Origin of the sequence: Stenotrophomonas sp. RG-453 (assembly GCF_033843685.1) — a bacterium.
Taxonomy (GTDB): Bacteria; Pseudomonadota; Gammaproteobacteria; order Xanthomonadales; family Xanthomonadaceae; genus Stenotrophomonas; species Stenotrophomonas bentonitica_A.
Genome location: NZ_JAMYED010000005.1, coordinates 109,013 through 125,633, shown reverse-complemented (window position 1 = coordinate 125,633; position 16,621 = coordinate 109,013). Strand labels below are relative to the sequence as shown.

General features: G+C 68.2%; 11 protein-coding genes, 1 pseudogene and 1 riboswitch. Of the genes and pseudogenes, 10 read left to right on the top strand and 2 right to left on the bottom strand.

Features of this window, described 5'->3' with window-relative positions; all coding sequences use genetic code 11:
• From bcsZ (NJD74_RS11275) to bcsZ (NJD74_RS11265), 3 genes are all read left to right on the top strand, one after another.
• Positions 1-1,164, top strand: coding sequence for a cellulose synthase complex periplasmic endoglucanase BcsZ (gene bcsZ, locus NJD74_RS11275; RefSeq protein WP_070471702.1), 1,164 nt, complete (start codon positions 1-3; stop codon positions 1,162-1,164).
• Entirely contained in the window at positions 1,146-5,627 is a 4,482-nt protein-coding gene (locus NJD74_RS11270) for a cellulose synthase subunit BcsC-related outer membrane protein (RefSeq protein ID WP_319624204.1), read from the top strand. The genes bcsZ (NJD74_RS11275) and NJD74_RS11270 overlap by 19 nt, the downstream gene beginning before the upstream one ends.
• Before the next feature lie 99 nt (positions 5,628-5,726).
• Positions 5,727-6,875, top strand: coding sequence for a cellulose synthase complex periplasmic endoglucanase BcsZ (gene bcsZ / locus NJD74_RS11265; protein ID WP_254427831.1), 1,149 nt, complete (start codon positions 5,727-5,729; stop codon positions 6,873-6,875).
• 37 nt (positions 6,876-6,912) lie between these two features.
• Here the strand turns inward: bcsZ (NJD74_RS11265) and NJD74_RS11260 are convergent, their stop codons facing one another.
• Positions 6,913-8,229 carry an NCS2 family permease gene (locus NJD74_RS11260; protein WP_102789010.1) on the bottom strand — a complete coding sequence of 439 codons (1,317 nt, stop codon included), beginning with the start codon at positions 8,227-8,229 and terminating at the stop codon, positions 6,913-6,915.
• Positions 8,230-8,354: 125 nt separating this feature from the next.
• On the bottom strand, positions 8,355-10,019 hold the full coding sequence (gene ettA, locus NJD74_RS11255) for an energy-dependent translational throttle protein EttA (protein WP_019182522.1): 1,665 nt from the start codon (positions 10,017-10,019) through the stop codon (positions 8,355-8,357).
• A 235-nt stretch (positions 10,020-10,254) separates the two neighbouring features.
• Here ettA and NJD74_RS11250 point away from each other — a divergent pair.
• The 7 genes and pseudogenes from NJD74_RS11250 to ribB all read left to right on the top strand — a co-directional run bounded on the left by NJD74_RS11250 (position 10,255) and on the right by ribB (position 16,503).
• Positions 10,255-10,733, top strand: a pseudogene (locus NJD74_RS11250) (RcnB family protein).
• Positions 10,734-10,935: 202 nt separating this feature from the next.
• Positions 10,936-12,189 carry a serine hydroxymethyltransferase gene (gene glyA / locus NJD74_RS11245; RefSeq protein ID WP_102789012.1) on the top strand — a complete coding sequence of 418 codons (1,254 nt, stop codon included), beginning with the start codon at positions 10,936-10,938 and terminating at the stop codon, positions 12,187-12,189.
• A 1-nt stretch (position 12,190) separates the two neighbouring features.
• The gene (locus NJD74_RS11240) at positions 12,191-12,613 is read left to right on the top strand and encodes a hypothetical protein (protein ID WP_102789013.1); all 423 of its coding nucleotides are present in this window, start codon (positions 12,191-12,193) and stop codon (positions 12,611-12,613) included.
• Between the two features lie 108 nt (positions 12,614-12,721).
• Positions 12,722-13,243, top strand: coding sequence for a transcriptional regulator NrdR (gene nrdR, locus NJD74_RS11235; protein ID WP_019182518.1), 522 nt, complete (start codon positions 12,722-12,724; stop codon positions 13,241-13,243).
• 70 nt (positions 13,244-13,313) lie between these two features.
• Positions 13,314-14,396: a bifunctional diaminohydroxyphosphoribosylaminopyrimidine deaminase/5-amino-6-(5-phosphoribosylamino)uracil reductase RibD gene (gene ribD, locus NJD74_RS11230; RefSeq protein ID WP_319624203.1), complete on the top strand. Its 1,083-nt coding sequence runs from the start codon at positions 13,314-13,316 to the stop codon at positions 14,394-14,396.
• A 189-nt stretch (positions 14,397-14,585) separates the two neighbouring features.
• A riboswitch (FMN riboswitch) is annotated at positions 14,586-14,730 on the top strand.
• 76 nt (positions 14,731-14,806) lie between these two features.
• Entirely contained in the window at positions 14,807-15,409 is a 603-nt protein-coding gene (locus NJD74_RS11225; RefSeq protein WP_070426607.1) for a riboflavin synthase, read from the top strand.
• Positions 15,406-16,503 (top strand): 3,4-dihydroxy-2-butanone-4-phosphate synthase, encoded by a 1,098-nt coding sequence (gene ribB / locus NJD74_RS11220; protein WP_070471709.1) that lies wholly within the window; start codon positions 15,406-15,408, stop codon positions 16,501-16,503. Before NJD74_RS11225 ends, ribB begins: the two co-directional genes overlap by 4 nt.
• Positions 16,504-16,621: the final 118 nt, after the last annotated feature.

Genomic DNA, 16,621 nt, shown 5'->3' with positions numbered 1-16,621 from the left:
ATGCGCGACCCGTCCGTCCCCGCGCCGGCGCCTGCGCGCCGTCGCTTCCTGCAGGCGATGGCGGCCGCTGGTGCTGCCGCCGTGCTGCCGCTCGACGTTCTGGCACAGGCCTGCGGTACGCCGTGGCGTGAGTGGCGTGCGTTTGTCGATCGGCATATCGAGCCGGATGGCCGCGTGGTCGATCATCTCAATACCGACCTGCGCAGCACCTCCGAATCGCAGTCCTACGGATTGTTCTTCGCACTGGTGGACAACGATCCAGTGCTGTTCGACCGTATCCTGGCCTGGACCCGCCGCCACCTGTGCCGCGGCCGTGCCGACCTCAATCTGCCTGCGTGGTTGTGGGGGCGTGCCGCCGATGGCCAGTTCCGCGTGCTCGACCCCAACACCGCCGCTGACGGCGAGCTGTGGATCGCCTACGCGCTGCTTGAAGCGGGCCGCTTGTGGAAACGGCCGGGGCTGGTCGAAGCCGGCCGGCAGACGCTGGCGCTGATGCGCACGGCTGAAGTCGTCGAGCTGCCCGGCTTCGGCCCGATGCTGCTGCCCGGCAACCGCGGGTTCGTGCAGGCCGACCGCTGGACGCTCAACCCGAGTTACCTGCCGTTGTTCGTGCTGCGTCGTTTTGCCGCCGTCGATGCACGTGGCCCGTGGGCGCGGCTGGCCGAACGCAGCGTGGCGATGACGCGTGCCAGTGCGCCGGTCGGATTCGCGCCGGACTGGATCGCCTGGAACGGCAAGGCCTTCGTAGCCGACCCGGGCAAGGGCGCGATCGGCAGCTACGACGCGATCCGCTGCTATCTGTGGGCAGGCATGACCGATCCGGCCGATCCGTTGCGGCGCACCTTGCTTGATGGCCTGTCTGGGCCGGCATCGATGTTGCGCGCGCAGAGCGGCTTTGCCGAAAAGATCGACACACGGCTTGGGGTGGGCACCGGTACGCCGTCAACGGGCTTTGCCGCCGCCCTGCTGCCGTATCTCAGTGCACTTGGCCAGCCCGCATTGGCCAAAGCGCAGCTGGCGCGGATTCCCGCCGCCGGCACCCTCAACTATTACGATCGTGCCCTGGTGCTGTTCGGCAAGGGCTGGATGGATCGCCGCTACCGTTTTTCTGCCGATGGGCGACTGCTGCCCGCGTGGAGTTCGCCATGTTCCGCAAGACCCTGACACCTCTTTGCCTGGTTGGCCTGTGCGTGCTGACCGTGCCGGCCTTCGCGCAGAACGCGTCGTCGACGCAGCAACTGGTCAGCCAAGGCAACTACTGGCAGGACCAGGGCCGCGAGGATCTGGCCGCCGATGCCTGGCGCAAGCTGCTGGCCACCGATCCCAACCAGGCCGATGCACTGCTCGGCCTGGGCCTGATCGACCTCAACCAGGGCCGCCGTGCCGAGGCGCAGAAGCGACTGCAGCAGCTGCAGGCGCGTCATCCGTCCTCGGCGCAGACCACGCGCCTGCGCATGGCGCTCGGCGGTGGCGGTGGGGGGAACCAGCTGCAGACCGCGCGTCGCGCGGCGGCGGCCGGTCGCTATGTCGAAGCGGTACGTGCCTATGACGAGGCCTTCGGCGCAGGCGGTCCGCCCAATGATCTGGCGCTGGAGTACTACCAGGTGCTGGCCGGTACGCCGGAAGGCTGGACGCGCGCGCGCGATGGCCTGCGCCGCATCGCCACCGGCAACAACAACCCGGCCAAGTTGGCGCTGGCCCAGGTGCTGACCTACCGCGAGCCCACCCGCCGCGAGGGCATCGCCCAGCTGCGTACGCTCAGCCAGGCCACCGATACCGCCGGCCCCGCGCGTGCGGCCTGGCGCCAGGCGCTGCTGTGGCTCAACGCCACCACCGCCGATGCACCGCTGTACCAGGCCTTCCTGGACGTGGTGCCGAATGATCGCGAGGTGGCGGCCAAGCAGGCGCAGCTGCGTGAACAGGCCATCGCCAACCGCCCGGTGCCGCAGGACCCGAACCAGCGGCTGCTGGGCGAGGGCTTCCGTGCCCTGGACAGCAACAACCTGGCCCAGGCCGAAGCCCGTTTCGCCCAGGTGCTGCGCGCGCGTCCGCGCGATGCCGAGGCACTCGGTGGCCTGGGCTCTGTGCGTCTGCGCCAGGAGCGCTTCGGCGAAGCCAATGAACTGCTGCGCCCGGCGGCTGCGATCAACGGCAAATGGCGCAGCGCGGCCGATGCCGCGCGCTACTGGCTGACCCTGCAGGAGGTGCGTCGCCAGCCCAGCGGCGATGCCATCGCCCGGGTGCAGCAGGTCATCGCGCTGCAGCCGAAGGAGCCTGCGGGTTACGTCGCGCTGGCCGACCTGCAGAGCGGGAGCGATCCGGCCGCGGCCGAACGCAGCTACCGCAAGGCACTGGAACTGGATGCCGGCAATGCCGGTGCGCTGCAGGGCCTGGTCGGCCTGCTTGGTCGTCTTGGCCGCGCCGATGAAGCGGCCGCCCTGTTCGACCGGCTGACCCCGGCCCAGCAGGAAAGTGCCGGTGGCCAGTCGGTGCTGCGTGCCAACCTGGCGCGTGCCCGCGCGCAGCAGGCGCTGGCCGAGGGCAGCATCGAAATGGCGCAGATCGAGCTGGAAGATGCATTGCTGGTGCAGCCGCGTGACCCATGGCTGCGGTTGGAACTGGCGCGCCTGTACACGCGCGCGGGTCGTCCGGACCAGGCCAACGGTGTCATCGAAGGGCTGCGCGCGCTGGACGACAGCTCGGCGACCTCGCTGTATGCGCAGGCCCTGTTCGCTCAGGAGAACAGCGACTGGCCGCGCGCGTATGCGTTGCTGGAACGCATTCCCACCGCGTCGCGTGATTCGGAAATGACCGCGTTGCACGACACCGCGTGGGTGCAGGTGCAGGCCGCCCAGGCGCGCTCGCTCATGCAGCGCCAGCGCAGCGGCGAAGCGCAGCTGTTGCTGGCCCGCGCCGAAGCCGCACTCGGCGACCGGGTCAAGAACCCGGCCATCGTGGCCGCGTTGGCCGGTGCCTACGCCGACATCGGCAGCCAGCAGCGCGCCCTCGTGCTCGCGCAGCGCCTGATCGAAGGCGGTTCGCCCAGCGTCGACAACCGCCTGGAATATGCCTCGGTGCTGCTGCGCGCCGGTCGCGATGGCGAGGTCGCCGCGATCCTGCGCCAGCTCGCCGACGTGCCGCTCTCGGCCAGCCAGCAGACCCGCTTGAACGATCTGCGCAGCGGTTACGTGCTGCGCCAGGTCGATGCCCTGCGGGAGCTTGGCAATCTTGAAGGCGCATACGCGGTGTTGGCCCCGGCATTGGCCGAGCGCCCGCAGGACCCGCGCAACATCGCCGCGCTGGCACGGCTGTATGCCGCCGCGGGCGACAACGGCCAGGCCCTGGCGCTGTACCAGCAGCAGCTGCAGTTGGCACCGGGCGATCTGGATGCAATGGTTGCCGCCGCGGGCAGTGCCGCGGCGATGCGTGACATGGATCTGGCCGAACAGTATCTGGAGCGCGCGCTGAAGCAGGCCCCGGAATCGCCGGATGTGTTGGCGGCGGCAGGGCGCGTGTATCGCGCGGCCGGCAAGAACCGCCGCGCCGAAAGCTACTTCCGCGCGTCGCTGGCCGCCGCCGCGAAGGGCAGCGGCCAACTCGACAATGGCTACCCGCAGGCCAGCACCGCGATGCTGGCCAGCGGTGGCAGCTTCAATCCGTTCGCCGGTCTCAACCGTGGCGGTGGCACCCGTAACGCAGCGCTGCGCGATGGTGGTCTGCCACTGCCGGCCGCGACTGCCCGCCTGGCTGCCCAACCCCTGCCGATGGACGCCGGCCCGGCGATGGGCATGAGCCTGGGCCCGGCAAGCGTCACCCCGGTAATCGATGCCGATGGCCTGCCGGAACCGGTCATGGCCACGGCTGCGGCCAGCGGCGGTGTCGCCCTGCCGTTGCCGGTGCCCGGCTCGCGCCAGGTGCCCAGCCAGGCGAGTGCGCCGCGCGCCTCGCGCAATACCGCGCTTGGTCCGCTGCCGCCAGCCACCACCGGCAACGGCGTGCTCGACGAACTGCGCGCGCTCAAGGCCGAGAACAGCAGCAGCCTGGCGGTCGGCGCGGCGTATCGCACCCGCGCTGGCGAAGCCGGCATGGGCCAGCTCGATGACCTGCAGGTGCCGCTGGAAGGGCAGTTCGCGGTCGGCGATGGCAAGCTCAAGGTGGCAATCACCCCGACCGTGCTCGATGCCGGGCGCCCCGATCCGGAATACACCAGTGCCAGCCGCTTCGGCGGTGGCCCGCAGGCCGCTTTGGCCGGTGCACTGGCCGCTGACCGCACACCGGTCGATGACTTGGTCGGCTCGTCGCTGTACCAGACGCTGCTGACCCGTGGCGAGAGCAACGCGACCCGCAATCTGATCTACGACCGCGCGCTGGACAACGGTCGTTACCAGGAACTGTTCAACCAGACCGACGGTTCGCTCACCCAGGCCGAACGGGCCGCTGCCGCACGTGCGCTGCTGTTCGCCGATCCGCTGCCGAGTTACATCCTCAGCCGTGATCTGGCCAATACCTCGATCAGCGACATCGCCACCCAGGTGCTGGGCAATGCCGGCCTGGTGCGCGGGCTGAGCGCGGCCGAGCAGGCCCAGCTCAAGACGCTGGCCCAGGGCGGCGGTGGCTCACAGACACCGCAGGCGTTCCAGGACACTTTGTACGCGATGGTGGCCAATGCCGCCGGCGCGCGCCGCATGAGTTCCCAGGATGCCAGCGGCGCCGGTGTCTCGGTGGGCTATGAGCGGGGTGGCTTCCGCGCCGATGTCGGCAGCACGCCGCTCGGCTTCGATGACACGCAGATCGTCGGCGGCATCGGCTACCGCGGTCAGATCGGCGATGCGCTGACCTGGTCCGGCGAAGCCTCGCGCCGCGCGGTGACCGACAGCCTGCTGTCCTTCGCCGGCGTGGAAGACGGGCGCAACGGGCTGCGCTGGGGCGGGGTGACCGCGAGCGGCGCCAAGCTCACCGCGACCGTCGACAACGGTCAGTTGGGCGGCTACGCCAGCGCGTCCTGGCATCGCCTGGAAGGCGAGAACGTGGCCGACAACGATCGCCAGGAAGTCGGCGTGGGCGTCTACGTGCACGCCCTGGAGACCGACAACCAGTCGCTGACCGCCGGCCTCAACCTGACCGCGATGCAGTACGACCGCAACCTCAGCGGCTTCACCTACGGACATGGCGGTTACTTCAGTCCGCAGCGCTATCTGGATGTCGGCTTCCCGGTGCACTGGAACGGGCGTACTTCCAGCGGCCGCGTGGCGTGGCAGCTGGATACCAGCGTCGGCGTACAGCACTTCAAGGAAGACGCCGCGCCGTACTTCCCGACCGATCCGGCGATGCAGCAGGCTGCCTACGAGGCCGCCTCGATGGCCGCGTTGCTGGGACTGACCACCGAGTACGTGGACCCGGTCTATACCGGCCAGACCAAGACCGGCGTGTCCTACAACCTCAGCGCCGCCGCCGAATGGCAGCTGTCTTCGCAGCTGTTCCTGGGCGGGCGCATGGAGTTCAACAACGCGCGTGACTACCGGCAGTTCGGCACCAGCCTGTACCTGCGCTTCCTGCTCGACCGCCTCGGCGCCGGGCTGGGCAAGCAGCCGCAGCCGCTGCGCTCGCCGTACGCGTCGGGTGAATGATTACCGTCATGCGTTGATGACCGGCCCGCTGCCAGGCTTTACCTGGCCGCGGGCGTCCCGCAGGCTTGCCAGGTTCCTGCTGCGAAGAGGCTGATGTCCGTGACTGAGTCCCCATCGTTCCATCGGATGCGCCGCCGTCTGCTGCAGGCGCTGGCCGTTACTCCGCTGCTGGCCTGCTCGGCCAACGGCCCGGCGCGCGGGCCTGGCCCGTGGACGGCCTGGCAGGTGATGCGTGCCTCCAGCGTGACCCCGGACGGGCGCATGGTCGACCACAACAACGCCGACCAGCGTTCGACCTCCGAAGGCCAGTCCTACGCGCTGTTTTTCGCGCTGGTGGACAACGACCAGCCGCTGTTCGATCGCCTGCTGCGCTGGACGGAGGACAACCTCGCCGGCGGCAGCATGGCCCAGCGCCTGCCGGCCTGGCTATGGGGGCGCGACACCACGGCCAATGCATGGAAGGTGCTCGACGACAATCCCGCCAGCGACTCGGATGTCTGGCTGGCCTATACCCTGCACGAGGCAGCGCGGTTGTGGAAACGGCCGGCGCTGCGGCAGACCGCCGAGGCGATGCTGGCGGCGATCCAGGTGCAGGAGCTGGTCGATGTGCCGGGCCTGGGCACGATGTTGATGCCTGGGCCCAAAGGATTTGCGACGGAAGACACGTGGCGGTTCAACCCCAGCTACCTGCCGTTGCCGCTGCTGCGCCGCTTCGCCGCGCTTGATCCGAGCGGGCCGTGGACCACCGTGATCGGCAACGGCGTTCGCCTGCTGCGCGATACCGCACCCCACGGCTTTGCGCCGGACTGGACCGCGTGGCGCGACGGCGGCTTCATCGCTGATCCGGACAAGGGTCCGCTCGGCAGTTACGACGCCATCCGCTGTTATCTGTGGGCAGGCATGACCGCCGTGAACGATCCCAGTTTCCGCTCGGTTCTGGATGCACTGCACGGCCCGCTGAGCACCCTGCGCGAGGGCCAGCCGATGCCGGAGAAGGTCAACACGCTCACCGGCATACGCGAAGGCACCGGCAACTACGGTTTCCAGGCGGCCCTGGTGCCGTACCTGCAGGCGCAGGGCGAGGCCGAACGCACCAAGGCAATGGTCGCTGCGCTGCCGACACCGGAGCAGCAGCGCGCCGCGCCGCCGCGCTATTACGAGCAGGTGCTCAGTCTGTTTGCCCTGGGCTGGTACGAAGGCCGCTATCGCTTTGCCGCCGACGGCCAACTGCGCCCAGCCTGGGCCTGACCAGCACCAGCACCGGCACACGGCCGGTGCCCGTCGATCACTCCAGCGCGTAGCGCAGCACGAACAACCCGGCCACCAGCCACACCGCCGGATGCACGTCGCGCCAGCGCCCGGTGCCGGCCTTGAGCACCGCATAGGCGATGAAGCCGAAGGCCAGGCCGTTGGCAATGGAGTAGGTGAACGGCATCGCCAGCGCGCACAGCGCGGCCGGCACCGATTCGGTCAGGTCGCCCCAGTCCACATCGACCAGCTCGCGCAGCATCAACCCGGCCACGAACAGCAGGGCAGGGGCGGTGGCATAGCCGGGCACCATCGCCGCCAGGGGCGAGAACAGCAGCGCCGCCAGGAACAATGCCGCCACCACCAGCGCGGTCAGACCAGTACGGCCACCGGCCTGCACGCCCGAGGCGCTTTCAGCGAAGGCGGTGGTGCTGCTGGTCCCGAGCAGCGAACCGGCCACGATCGCGGTGCTGTCGGCCAACAAGGCACGGCCGAACCGCTTCTGCGCGCCGGGCAGTTTCAACAGGCCCGCACGCCCGACCACGCCGTACAGCGTGCCGGTGGCATCGAACACTTCCACCAGCACGAACACCAGCACCACCTGCAGCAGCACCGCGATCGGCGCGCCACCGTCGTGGTGCAGCAGGCCCGGCAGGTCCAGCTGCAGGAACGTCGGCGCCAGGCTCGGCGGCAGCGAGATCAGGCCATGGAACTGCACCTCTCCGAGCAGCCAGGCCGCCCCGGTCACCGCCAGGATGCCGATCAGGATCGCGCCGCGCACCTTGCGTGCCTCCAGGATCGCGATCAGCAGGAAGCCGGCCAGGGCCAGCAGCGGCGGGGCGGTGTTGAGCGGCCCGAGTGCGACCAGGGTGTCGGTGTTGGCGATGATCACGCCGGATTTCTGCAGCGCGATGATCGCCAGGAACAGGCCGATGCCGGCCACGATCGCCGCGCGCAGCGAAGCGGGGATACCCGCCACCAGCCAGGCGCGTACGCCGGTCAGTGACAGCACCAGAAAGACCAGGCCGGAGATGAACACCGCCGCCAGCGCCTGCTGCCACGGCAGGCCGGCCGCGCCCACCACGGTGAAGGCGAAGAACGCATTCAAGCCCATGCCCGGGGCCATGCCGACCGGGAAGTTGGCCGCGAACGCCATCACCAGCGAGCCCAGCGCGGCGGCCAGGCAGGTGGCGACGAACACCGCGCCCGGGTCCATGCCGGTGGTGGCCAGGATGTCCGGGTTGACGAAGACGATGTAGGACATCGTCAGGAACGTGGTCAGGCCGGCCAGCAGTTCGGTACGCACGGAGGTGCCGTGCTGCTGCAGCTGGAACAGGCGTTCGGGGAGGGACATCGCGAAATCTCAAACCGTTGGTGGTGGGTACCGACCGTTGGTCGGTACGCTTCAAAGCATCACCACCAACGGTGGTGACCTACCGAAATGAGAAAGGCCGCGCGAGCGCGGCCTTTCCGGTTGCCTTATTTCAGCGCCTTGAAGCGCAGGCGCTTCGGCGCAGCGTCGTCGCCCATGCGGCGGCGCTTGTCTTCTTCGTACTCGCGGTAGTTGCCCTGGAAGAACTCCACGTGCGAATCGCCTTCGAACGCCAGGATGTGGGTCGCGATGCGATCCAGGAACCAGCGGTCATGCGAAATCACGAAGGTGTTGCCCGGGAACTCCAGCAGCGCATCTTCCAGCGCACGCAGGGTTTCGATGTCCAGATCGTTGGACGGTTCATCGAGCAGCAGCACGTTGCCACCCTGCAGCAGGGTCTTGGCCATGTGCAGGCGGCCACGCTCACCACCGGACAGCGAACCAACCAGCTTCTGCTGATCCTGGCCCTTGAAGTTGAAGCGGCCGATATAGGCGCGCGACTGGATCTCGATGCCGTTGATGTTGAGGATGTCCAGGCCGCCGGCGATTTCCTGGAAGACGTTGTGGTTGCCTTCCAGCGCGTCGCGGCTCTGGTCCACGTAGGACAGCTTGACGGTCGGGCCGACGGTGATTTCGCCAGAATCCGGCTTTTCCTGGCCGGTGATCATCTTGAACAGGGTCGACTTACCGGCACCGTTGGGGCCGATGATGCCCACGATCGCACCGGCCGGCACCAGGAAGCTCAGTTCGTCGAACAGCAGGCGGTCGCCGAACTTCTTGGAGACGTTCTTGAACTCCATCACCGAGTTGCCCAGGCGCTCGCCCGGCGGGATGAAGATTTCATTGGTCTCGTTGCGCTTCTGGTAATCCACCGACTGCAGTTCTTCCAGGCGGGCCAGACGGGCCTTGCCCTTGGTGCGGCCGCCCTTGGCGTTCTGGCGCGACCACTCCAGTTCCTTCTGGATCGCCTTCTGGCGGGATTTTTCCTGGTTGTCTTCCTGCTTCAGGCGCTCGTCCTTCTGCATCAGCCAATCGGTGTAGTTGCCCTTCCACGGAATGCCGCGGCCGCGATCCAGTTCCAGGATCCACTCGGCGGCGTTGTCCAGGAAGTAGCGATCATGGGTGACCGCCACGACGGTGCCGGTGTAGCGCGCCAGGAACTGTTCCAGCCACTCGACGGACTCGGCGTCCAGATGGTTGGTCGGTTCGTCGAGCAGCAGCATGTCCGGCTTCTGCAGCAGCAGGCGGCACAGTGCCACGCGGCGCTTTTCACCACCGGAGAGCTTGCCGATCACCGCATCCCACGGCGGCAGGCGCAGCGCATCGGCGGCCACGTCCAGCTGGTTTTCCAGGGTGTGCGCATCGCCGGCGGCGAGGATCGCCTCCAGGCGCTCCTGTTCCTTGGCCAGCTTGTCGAAGTCGGCGCCTTCCTCGGCATAGGCCAGGTAGACCGCGTCCAGCTGGGCCTGGGCCTGCAGCACTTCGCCGACGCCTTCCTCGACCGCTTCACGCACGGTCTTGGTCGGGTCCAGCTCCGGTTCCTGGGCCAGGTAGCCGACCTTGATGCCGGGCTGCGGGCGGGCTTCGCCCTCGAAATCGGTGTCCACGCCGGCCATGATCTTGAGCACCGTGGACTTGCCGGCACCGTTCAGGCCCAGCAGGCCGATCTTGGCACCCGGGAAGAACGACAGCGAGATGTCCTTGATGATCTGCCGCTTGGGCGGGACCACCTTGCTGACGCGGTTCATGGTGTAGATGTATTGCGAGGACATGAGCTCTCCGAAGGCGCAACCCTGCGCCCGTTCCGGACGGAACAGGAACAGAGGAAGAAAAGGATGCCCCGATTATAGCCGGAAGCGATCAATGCCGCCGGGAGCCAAGGGCGCCGGGGCTTGCCGCCGCCTGAATGCGGGGTCAAAGCCCTTGAATTGGAAACCGTTTCCAGCCGGAGACCGTTCAGATGGGGTGCGCATGATGGAGCCATCAACCCAACAAGCGAGGCCAATCATGCGCATGAATCGATTTGTGGTCGGGGCCGTTGCCTCGCTGCTGGCCTTGGGCACCGTGGCCCCGGCCTTTGCCGATGACCACCGTGGCGCGGTCACGACCGCCGCGAGTGGCGTGATGACCGCCGTGACAACCGCCACGATCGCCATGACCGGCACGATCGTCATGACCGTCGCGAAGTCCGCCACGACCGCCGTTACGACCGCCGCTATGACAACCGCGGCTACTACCGCCCGGGCCCGCCGCCGCCGCGGGTGGTCTATCGCCCGGCGCCGGGCTATGGCTCCTACGGCTGGGCCCGCGGCCACCGCTACCGTGAGTACTACGGTGGCCCGGTCTATGTGGTCAACGATTACAGCCGCTACTCGGTGCGCCGCCCGCCGCGCGACCATCACTGGATCCGGGACGACCGCGGCAACCTGCTGCTGGTCGCCATCGCCACCGGGATCATTGCCGACTACGTGATCAACAACCGGTAAGACCGGGTCCAATCGCGGCGGTACCTCACACGGACGGCGTCCTTCGGGGCGCCGTTCTGGTTTCCACGGCGGGCCGCTGCGGCTGGCGCCCTGGGCAGCATGCGGTGGTGCCGGCGATCGGCGGCACAATTGGTCAGCCCCGCGCCCGGGGACTACAATCCAAGGCTCGCGCTGTACCCCCTCTGCCTGCCTGGAGTAACCGATGTTCCCGCGTGACGTCCGCATCGAAACCTACGATCCCGAACTGGCCAAGGCCATCGCCGCCGAAACCCAGCGCCAGGAAGACCATGTCGAGCTGATCGCCAGCGAGAACTACACCAGCCCGGCCGTGATGGAGGCCCAGGGCAGCCAGCTGACCAACAAGTACGCCGAAGGCTATCCGGGCAAGCGCTACTACGGTGGCTGCGAATACGTGGACATCGCCGAACAGCTGGCGATCGACCGCCTCAAGCAGCTGTTCGACGCCGACTACGCCAACGTGCAGCCGCACAGCGGTTCGCAGGCCAACCAGGCGGTGTACTTCGCGCTGCTGCAGCCGGGTGACACCATCCTGGGCATGAGCCTGGCCCACGGCGGTCACCTGACCCACGGTGCCAAGGTCAATGCCTCGGGCAAGCTGTTCAACGCCATCCAGTACGGGGTCGACGAAGCCGGCCTGATCGACTATGACGAGGTCGAGCGCCTGGCCCTGGAGCACAAGCCGAAGATGGTCGTGGCCGGCTTCTCGGCCTACTCGCAGGTGGTGGACTGGGCACGCTTCCGCGCCATTGCCGACAAGGTCGGTGCCTACCTGTTCGTGGACATGGCGCACGTGGCCGGCCTGGTCGCCGCCGGCGTCTACCCGAGCCCGCTGCCGCACGCCCACGTGGTCACCTCGACCACCCACAAGACCCTGCGCGGCCCGCGTGGCGGCATCATCATCGCCAAGGGCGCCAGCGAAGAACTGCAGAAGAAACTGCAGTCCATCGTGTTCCCGGGCATCCAGGGCGGTCCGCTGATGCACGTCATCGCCGGCAAGGCCGTGGCCTTCAAGGAAGCGCTGGAGCCGGGCTTCAAGGCCTACCAGCAGCAGGTGGTCAAGAACGCCCAGGCGATGGCCAACACGCTGATCGCGCGTGGCTACAAGATCGTGTCCGGCGGCACCCAGAACCACCTGATGCTGGTCGACATGATCGGCAAGGATGTCTCGGGCAAGGATGCCGAAGCCGCGCTCGGCCTGGCCCACATCACCGTCAACAAGAACTCGGTGCCCAACGACCCGCGTTCGCCGTTCGTGACCTCGGGCCTGCGCCTGGGCACCCCGGCGGTCACCACGCGCGGTTACGTGGAACAGGACTGCGTGGACCTGGCCAACTGGATCGCCGACGTGCTCGATGCCCCGGCTGACGAGGCCGTGATCGCCCGCGTGCGCGATGCGGTCAGCGCGCAGTGCCGCAAGTACCCGGTCTACGGTTGACATGGACGAGGGCCGGCAACGGCGTATCTACGCCGTGCTGGCCCTGGTCTGCGGCATCGTGGGGATGGCTGGCGGTGGCACCTTCGCCGCCATTGGGGTCTGGGTCGCGTTCGTCGAGCCGGCCTATCTGGACCGGGCCTCGCGCCTGGTGATCGGCGGCTGGGGGGTGGCCGGCCTGATCGGGATCGTGGGCTGGCTGTGGTTGAGTGGCCGCTATCTCCGAAAGGGACGCACCGGCCTGCGCGATGCCGGGCCTTGGCCGTGGGCTGCATTGGGCCTTGGCGTCCTTGCCGCCCTGGCGGTGGTCGGCATGGCATTCTGGCAGGCCGCCGCGAGTCCGATGGCACTGGTTCTGCTGCTGGCCGGGCCGCCGATGCTCTCCTGCGCGGCGCACCTGCTGTGGCTGCGCTGGCAGCCGGCCTAGGCTGGGCTGGCCTCTGCCCCCTGCCATTTGCTGTTGCCTGTCTCTCTCAGGTACCGTTGCGACGCTGCCGTGACCGCGGCATGACGTTTTCCCGATGCAAGGCGTTCCATGTACTGTCCGTTCTGCCAGCATGCCGATACCCGTGTGATCGATTCGCGCGTCTCTGAAGACGGCGCGACGATCCGGCGTCGCCGCGAGTGCGAGGCCTGCAACGAGCGCTTCAGCACCCTGGAAACCATCGAACTGAAACTGCCGGCGATCGTCAAAAGCGACGGCAGCCGCGAGGCCTTCGATGCGCGCAAGGTCCGCAGCGGCTTTGATCGCGCGCTGCAGAAGCGTCCGGTGCCTGAAGACAAGATCGAGCTGGCGGTGCGCGCGGTGATGCAGCAGGCGCGCATCTGTGGCGAACGCGAAATCCCCTCGATCAAGGTCGGCGAGTTCGTGATGAACGAACTGCGCAAGCTGGACCATGTGGGTTACGTGCGCTTTGCCTCGGTGTACCGCAGCTTCGAAGACGTGGCCGATTTCCGCGAGGAGATCGAGAAGCTCGAACGCGAGCTGCCCTCCAGCACCGAGCAGTTGCAGTTGCTCGGCGATGTGATCGCGCTGACCAAGAAGAAAAAGGGCTGAGCCCCGGCCGCATCGCGGCCACCCCGGCTGGGCTACCATCGCGGCTGCACGCCGCCAGATGATCCCCGCCATGACCGATTTCTCCGCTCTCGACCATCAGCACATGGCGCACGCGCTGCGCCTGGCCGAACGTGCCGCGTACACCGCGCGGCCCAATCCCATGGTGGGGTGCGTGATTGCCCGCGATGGGGTCGTGGTGGGCGAGGGCTGGCACCAGCGCACTGGCGGCCCGCACGCCGAAGTGTTCGCGCTGCGCCAGGCCGGTGAGCAGGCCCGCGGTGCCACCGCCTACGTGACCCTGGAGCCATGCGCGCACCACGGTCGCACGCCGCCGTGTGCACTGGCCTTGATCGAGGCAGGGGTGACACGCGTGGTGGCGGCGATGCGCGATCCTTTCCCGAAGGTCGATGGGGGGGGCTTCGTGCTGCTCCGCGACGCCGGCATCGAGGTCGCCGAAGGGTTGATGGCTGCGCAGGCGCGCGAGCTCAACCACGGGTTCCTGTCACGCATCGAGCGCGGCCGCCCGTGGGTGCGGGTGAAGCTCGCGGCCAGTCTGGACGGGCGTACGGCGATGGCCGATGGCCGCTCCAAATGGATCACCGGTGCGGCCGCCCGCGACGATGTGCAGTACTGGCGTGCGCGTGCCGGTGCGATTCTCACCGGCGCGGCCACCGTGTTGGCCGATGACCCGGTGTTGACCGTGCGGCTGGCCGATACCGAGGTATTGCCGCCCTTGCGGGTGGTACTCGATGCACGCCTGCGCTCGCTGGAGTGCGCGCGGGTGCGCGAGGGCGGGGCGCCGACCTTGTACGTGCATGACGCCGCGGTCAGCCCGCCGGACGCCGCCGATGCGGAGTTCGCCAGCGTGCCCAGCCATGACGGTCGTCTGGATCTGGGCGCGGTGTTGGCGCTGCTCGCCGAGCGCGGCATCAATGACGTGCATACCGAGGCCGGCGCCACCTTGGCCGGCGCGTTGCTGGCCGGCGGCTGGGTCGACGAACTGTTGCTGTATCAGGCGCCCACGTTGCTCGGTGAGCATGGGCTGCCGCTGCTGTCCGGCCTGGGTATCCACGCGATGGAACAGCAGCGCCGGCTGCGCGTGGTGGACAGGCGCCAGGTGGGTGAGGACCTCCGCCTGTTGCTGCGCCCATAAAAAACGGGCCCCTTGCGGGACCCGTTCGATCATGGCGCGGCGCGGACGCCGCAGCCCGATCAGTAACCGACGTGTGTGCCCTCCTATCCACGGGGCGCAGCACTCAGCGGAATAGCTTAACACTTATTTAACTTAAAGCCCCCAGTCAGGGTGCCCTGTTACACTAGCGGCGCCGGTTCGCCGGTACACAAACGTCTTCAGGGCGGGGTGCGATTCCCCACCGGCGGTAGGTGCGCAAGCACGAGCCCGCGAGCGCTTCCCGGTCCTCGGGAAGGTCAGCAGATCCGGTCCGATGCCGGAGCCGACGGTATAGTCCGGATGAAAGAAGACGGTGCGGCCGGGCCTTGGTGCTCGGCGTGCACCTATATGCCTTGCGGCGTTTTTCGCTCACTTTCCGCGGAGAACGTTCCTTGTTTACTGGAATCATCGAAGGCGTCGGCCGTCTGGCCGCACGCGACACCCTTGGCGGCGATGTCCGCTTTACCTTTGACGTGGGCACCCTGCCGTTCGAGAACGTGCAGATGGGCGAGAGCATCGCCATCAACGGGGTCTGCCTCACTGTCATCGCTTATGACGCCACCCGCTTCCAGGCCGACGCCTCGACCGAGACGTTGGGCCTGACCACGCTGGGGCAGCTGGCCGACGGCGCCGTCATCAATCTCGAACGCGCGATGCGCCCGACCGATCGCCTGGGGGGTCATCTGGTCAGCGGCCATGTCGATGGCCTGGGCCAGGTGTTGTCGGTGCATGACGATGCGCGTGCCCAGCGCTGGCGCTTCGCCGCGCCGGCCGCGTTGCTGCGCTACATCGCCAAGAAAGGCTCGATCTGCGTGGACGGAGTCAGCCTGACCGTCAACGAGGTGGACGAGCAGGGCTTCGAGGTCGCCCTCATCCCGCACACCGTGGCCAACACCGCCTTCGCCGCAACGGCCGTGGGCAGTGCGGTCAATCTTGAAATCGATCTGGTCGCCCGTTACGTCGAACGTTTGTTGGGTGCAGGAGCACGCGCATGAATTTCGCCCCCATTCCCGAGATTCTCGAGGACATCCGCCTTGGCCGCATGGTCGTCATCGTCGATGACGAAGACCGCGAGAACGAAGGCGACCTGATCATGGCCGCCGAGCTGGTCAAGCCGTCGGACATCAACTTCATGGTCACCCATGGCCGTGGCCTGGTGTGCCTGCCGCTGACCCGTGAGCGCGCTGCCGATCTCGGCCTGGCGCCGATGGTCCAGGCCAACACCGCGCAGTTCCAGACCAACTTCACCGTCAGCATCGAAGCGGCCGAGGGTGTCACCACCGGCATCTCGGCCTATGACCGCGCCCACACCATCCGCACGGCGGTGAAGCCGGACGCCAAGCCGGCCGACCTGCACCAGCCGGGCCACATCTTCCCGCTGATCGCCCAGCCGGGCGGCGTGCTGACCCGCGCCGGGCATACCGAAGCGGGCGTGGATCTGGCCATGCTGGCAGGCCTGGAGCCGGCTGGCGTGCTGGTGGAGATCCTCAACCCCGACGGCAGCATGGCGCGCCGCCCGGAGCTGGAGGTGTTCGCCCGCGAGCACGGCCTGAAGATGGGCTCGATCGCCGACCTGATCGCCTACCGCCTGGCCACCGAGAAGACGGTCGAGCGCGTGGACGAGCGCGAGATCGACACCGAGTTCGGTCCCTTCAAGCTGGTCACCTACCGCGACCGCATCGCCCACGACCTGCATTTCGCCCTGGTCCGCGGCACCCCGGATGCCGAGCCCACGCTGGTCCGCGTGCAGGTGGAAAACCCGCTGGCCGACCTGCTGCACTGGCGCCGCGACGATTTCGGCGTGGCCTCCACCGACGCCCTGCGCGCCATTGCCGCCGCCGAGCGCGGGGTGATGGTGGTGCTGTCGGCGCCACGCGACACCAACACCCTGCTGGCCCGCCTGCGCCAGCAGCCGGCCCCGGTGACCCCGGGCAAGGACAAGGATGTGAGCCAGTGGCGCCGCAACGGCGCCGGTGCGCAGATCCTGTCCGACCTCGGCCTGGGCAAGCTGCGCGTGCTGGGCACCCCCCGCCGCCAGATCGGCCTGGCCGGCTACGGCCTGGAAGTAGTGGAAACGGTCACCCCCTGACCGCCCGCCCGACCGCCCACCCTCCCGTAGAGCCGGGCAGAGCCCGGCGCTACGTGGCCATGGCCGCCGGCCCGTGTCCGGCGTAACCGGCCCGCCCGCGTTAAACTAGTCAACCTTT

Coding starts and splice junctions, on each gene's coding strand:
- bcsZ (WP_070471702.1), top strand. CDS start 1: ATGCGCGACCCGTCCGTCCCCGCGCCGGCGCCTGCGCGCCGTCGCTTC.
- NJD74_RS11270 (WP_319624204.1), top strand. CDS start 1,146: ATGTTCCGCAAGACCCTGACACCTCTTTGCCTGGTTGGCCTGTGCGTG.
- NJD74_RS11260 (WP_102789010.1), bottom strand. CDS start 8,229: ATGTCCCTCCCCGAACGCCTGTTCCAGCTGCAGCAGCACGGCACCTCC.
- ettA (WP_019182522.1), bottom strand. CDS start 10,019: ATGTCCTCGCAATACATCTACACCATGAACCGCGTCAGCAAGGTGGTC.
- glyA (WP_102789012.1), top strand. CDS start 10,936: ATGTTCCCGCGTGACGTCCGCATCGAAACCTACGATCCCGAACTGGCC.
- NJD74_RS11240 (WP_102789013.1), top strand. CDS start 12,191: ATGGACGAGGGCCGGCAACGGCGTATCTACGCCGTGCTGGCCCTGGTC.
- nrdR (WP_019182518.1), top strand. CDS start 12,722: ATGTACTGTCCGTTCTGCCAGCATGCCGATACCCGTGTGATCGATTCG.
- ribD (WP_319624203.1), top strand. CDS start 13,314: ATGACCGATTTCTCCGCTCTCGACCATCAGCACATGGCGCACGCGCTG.
- ribB (WP_070471709.1), top strand. CDS start 15,406: ATGAATTTCGCCCCCATTCCCGAGATTCTCGAGGACATCCGCCTTGGC.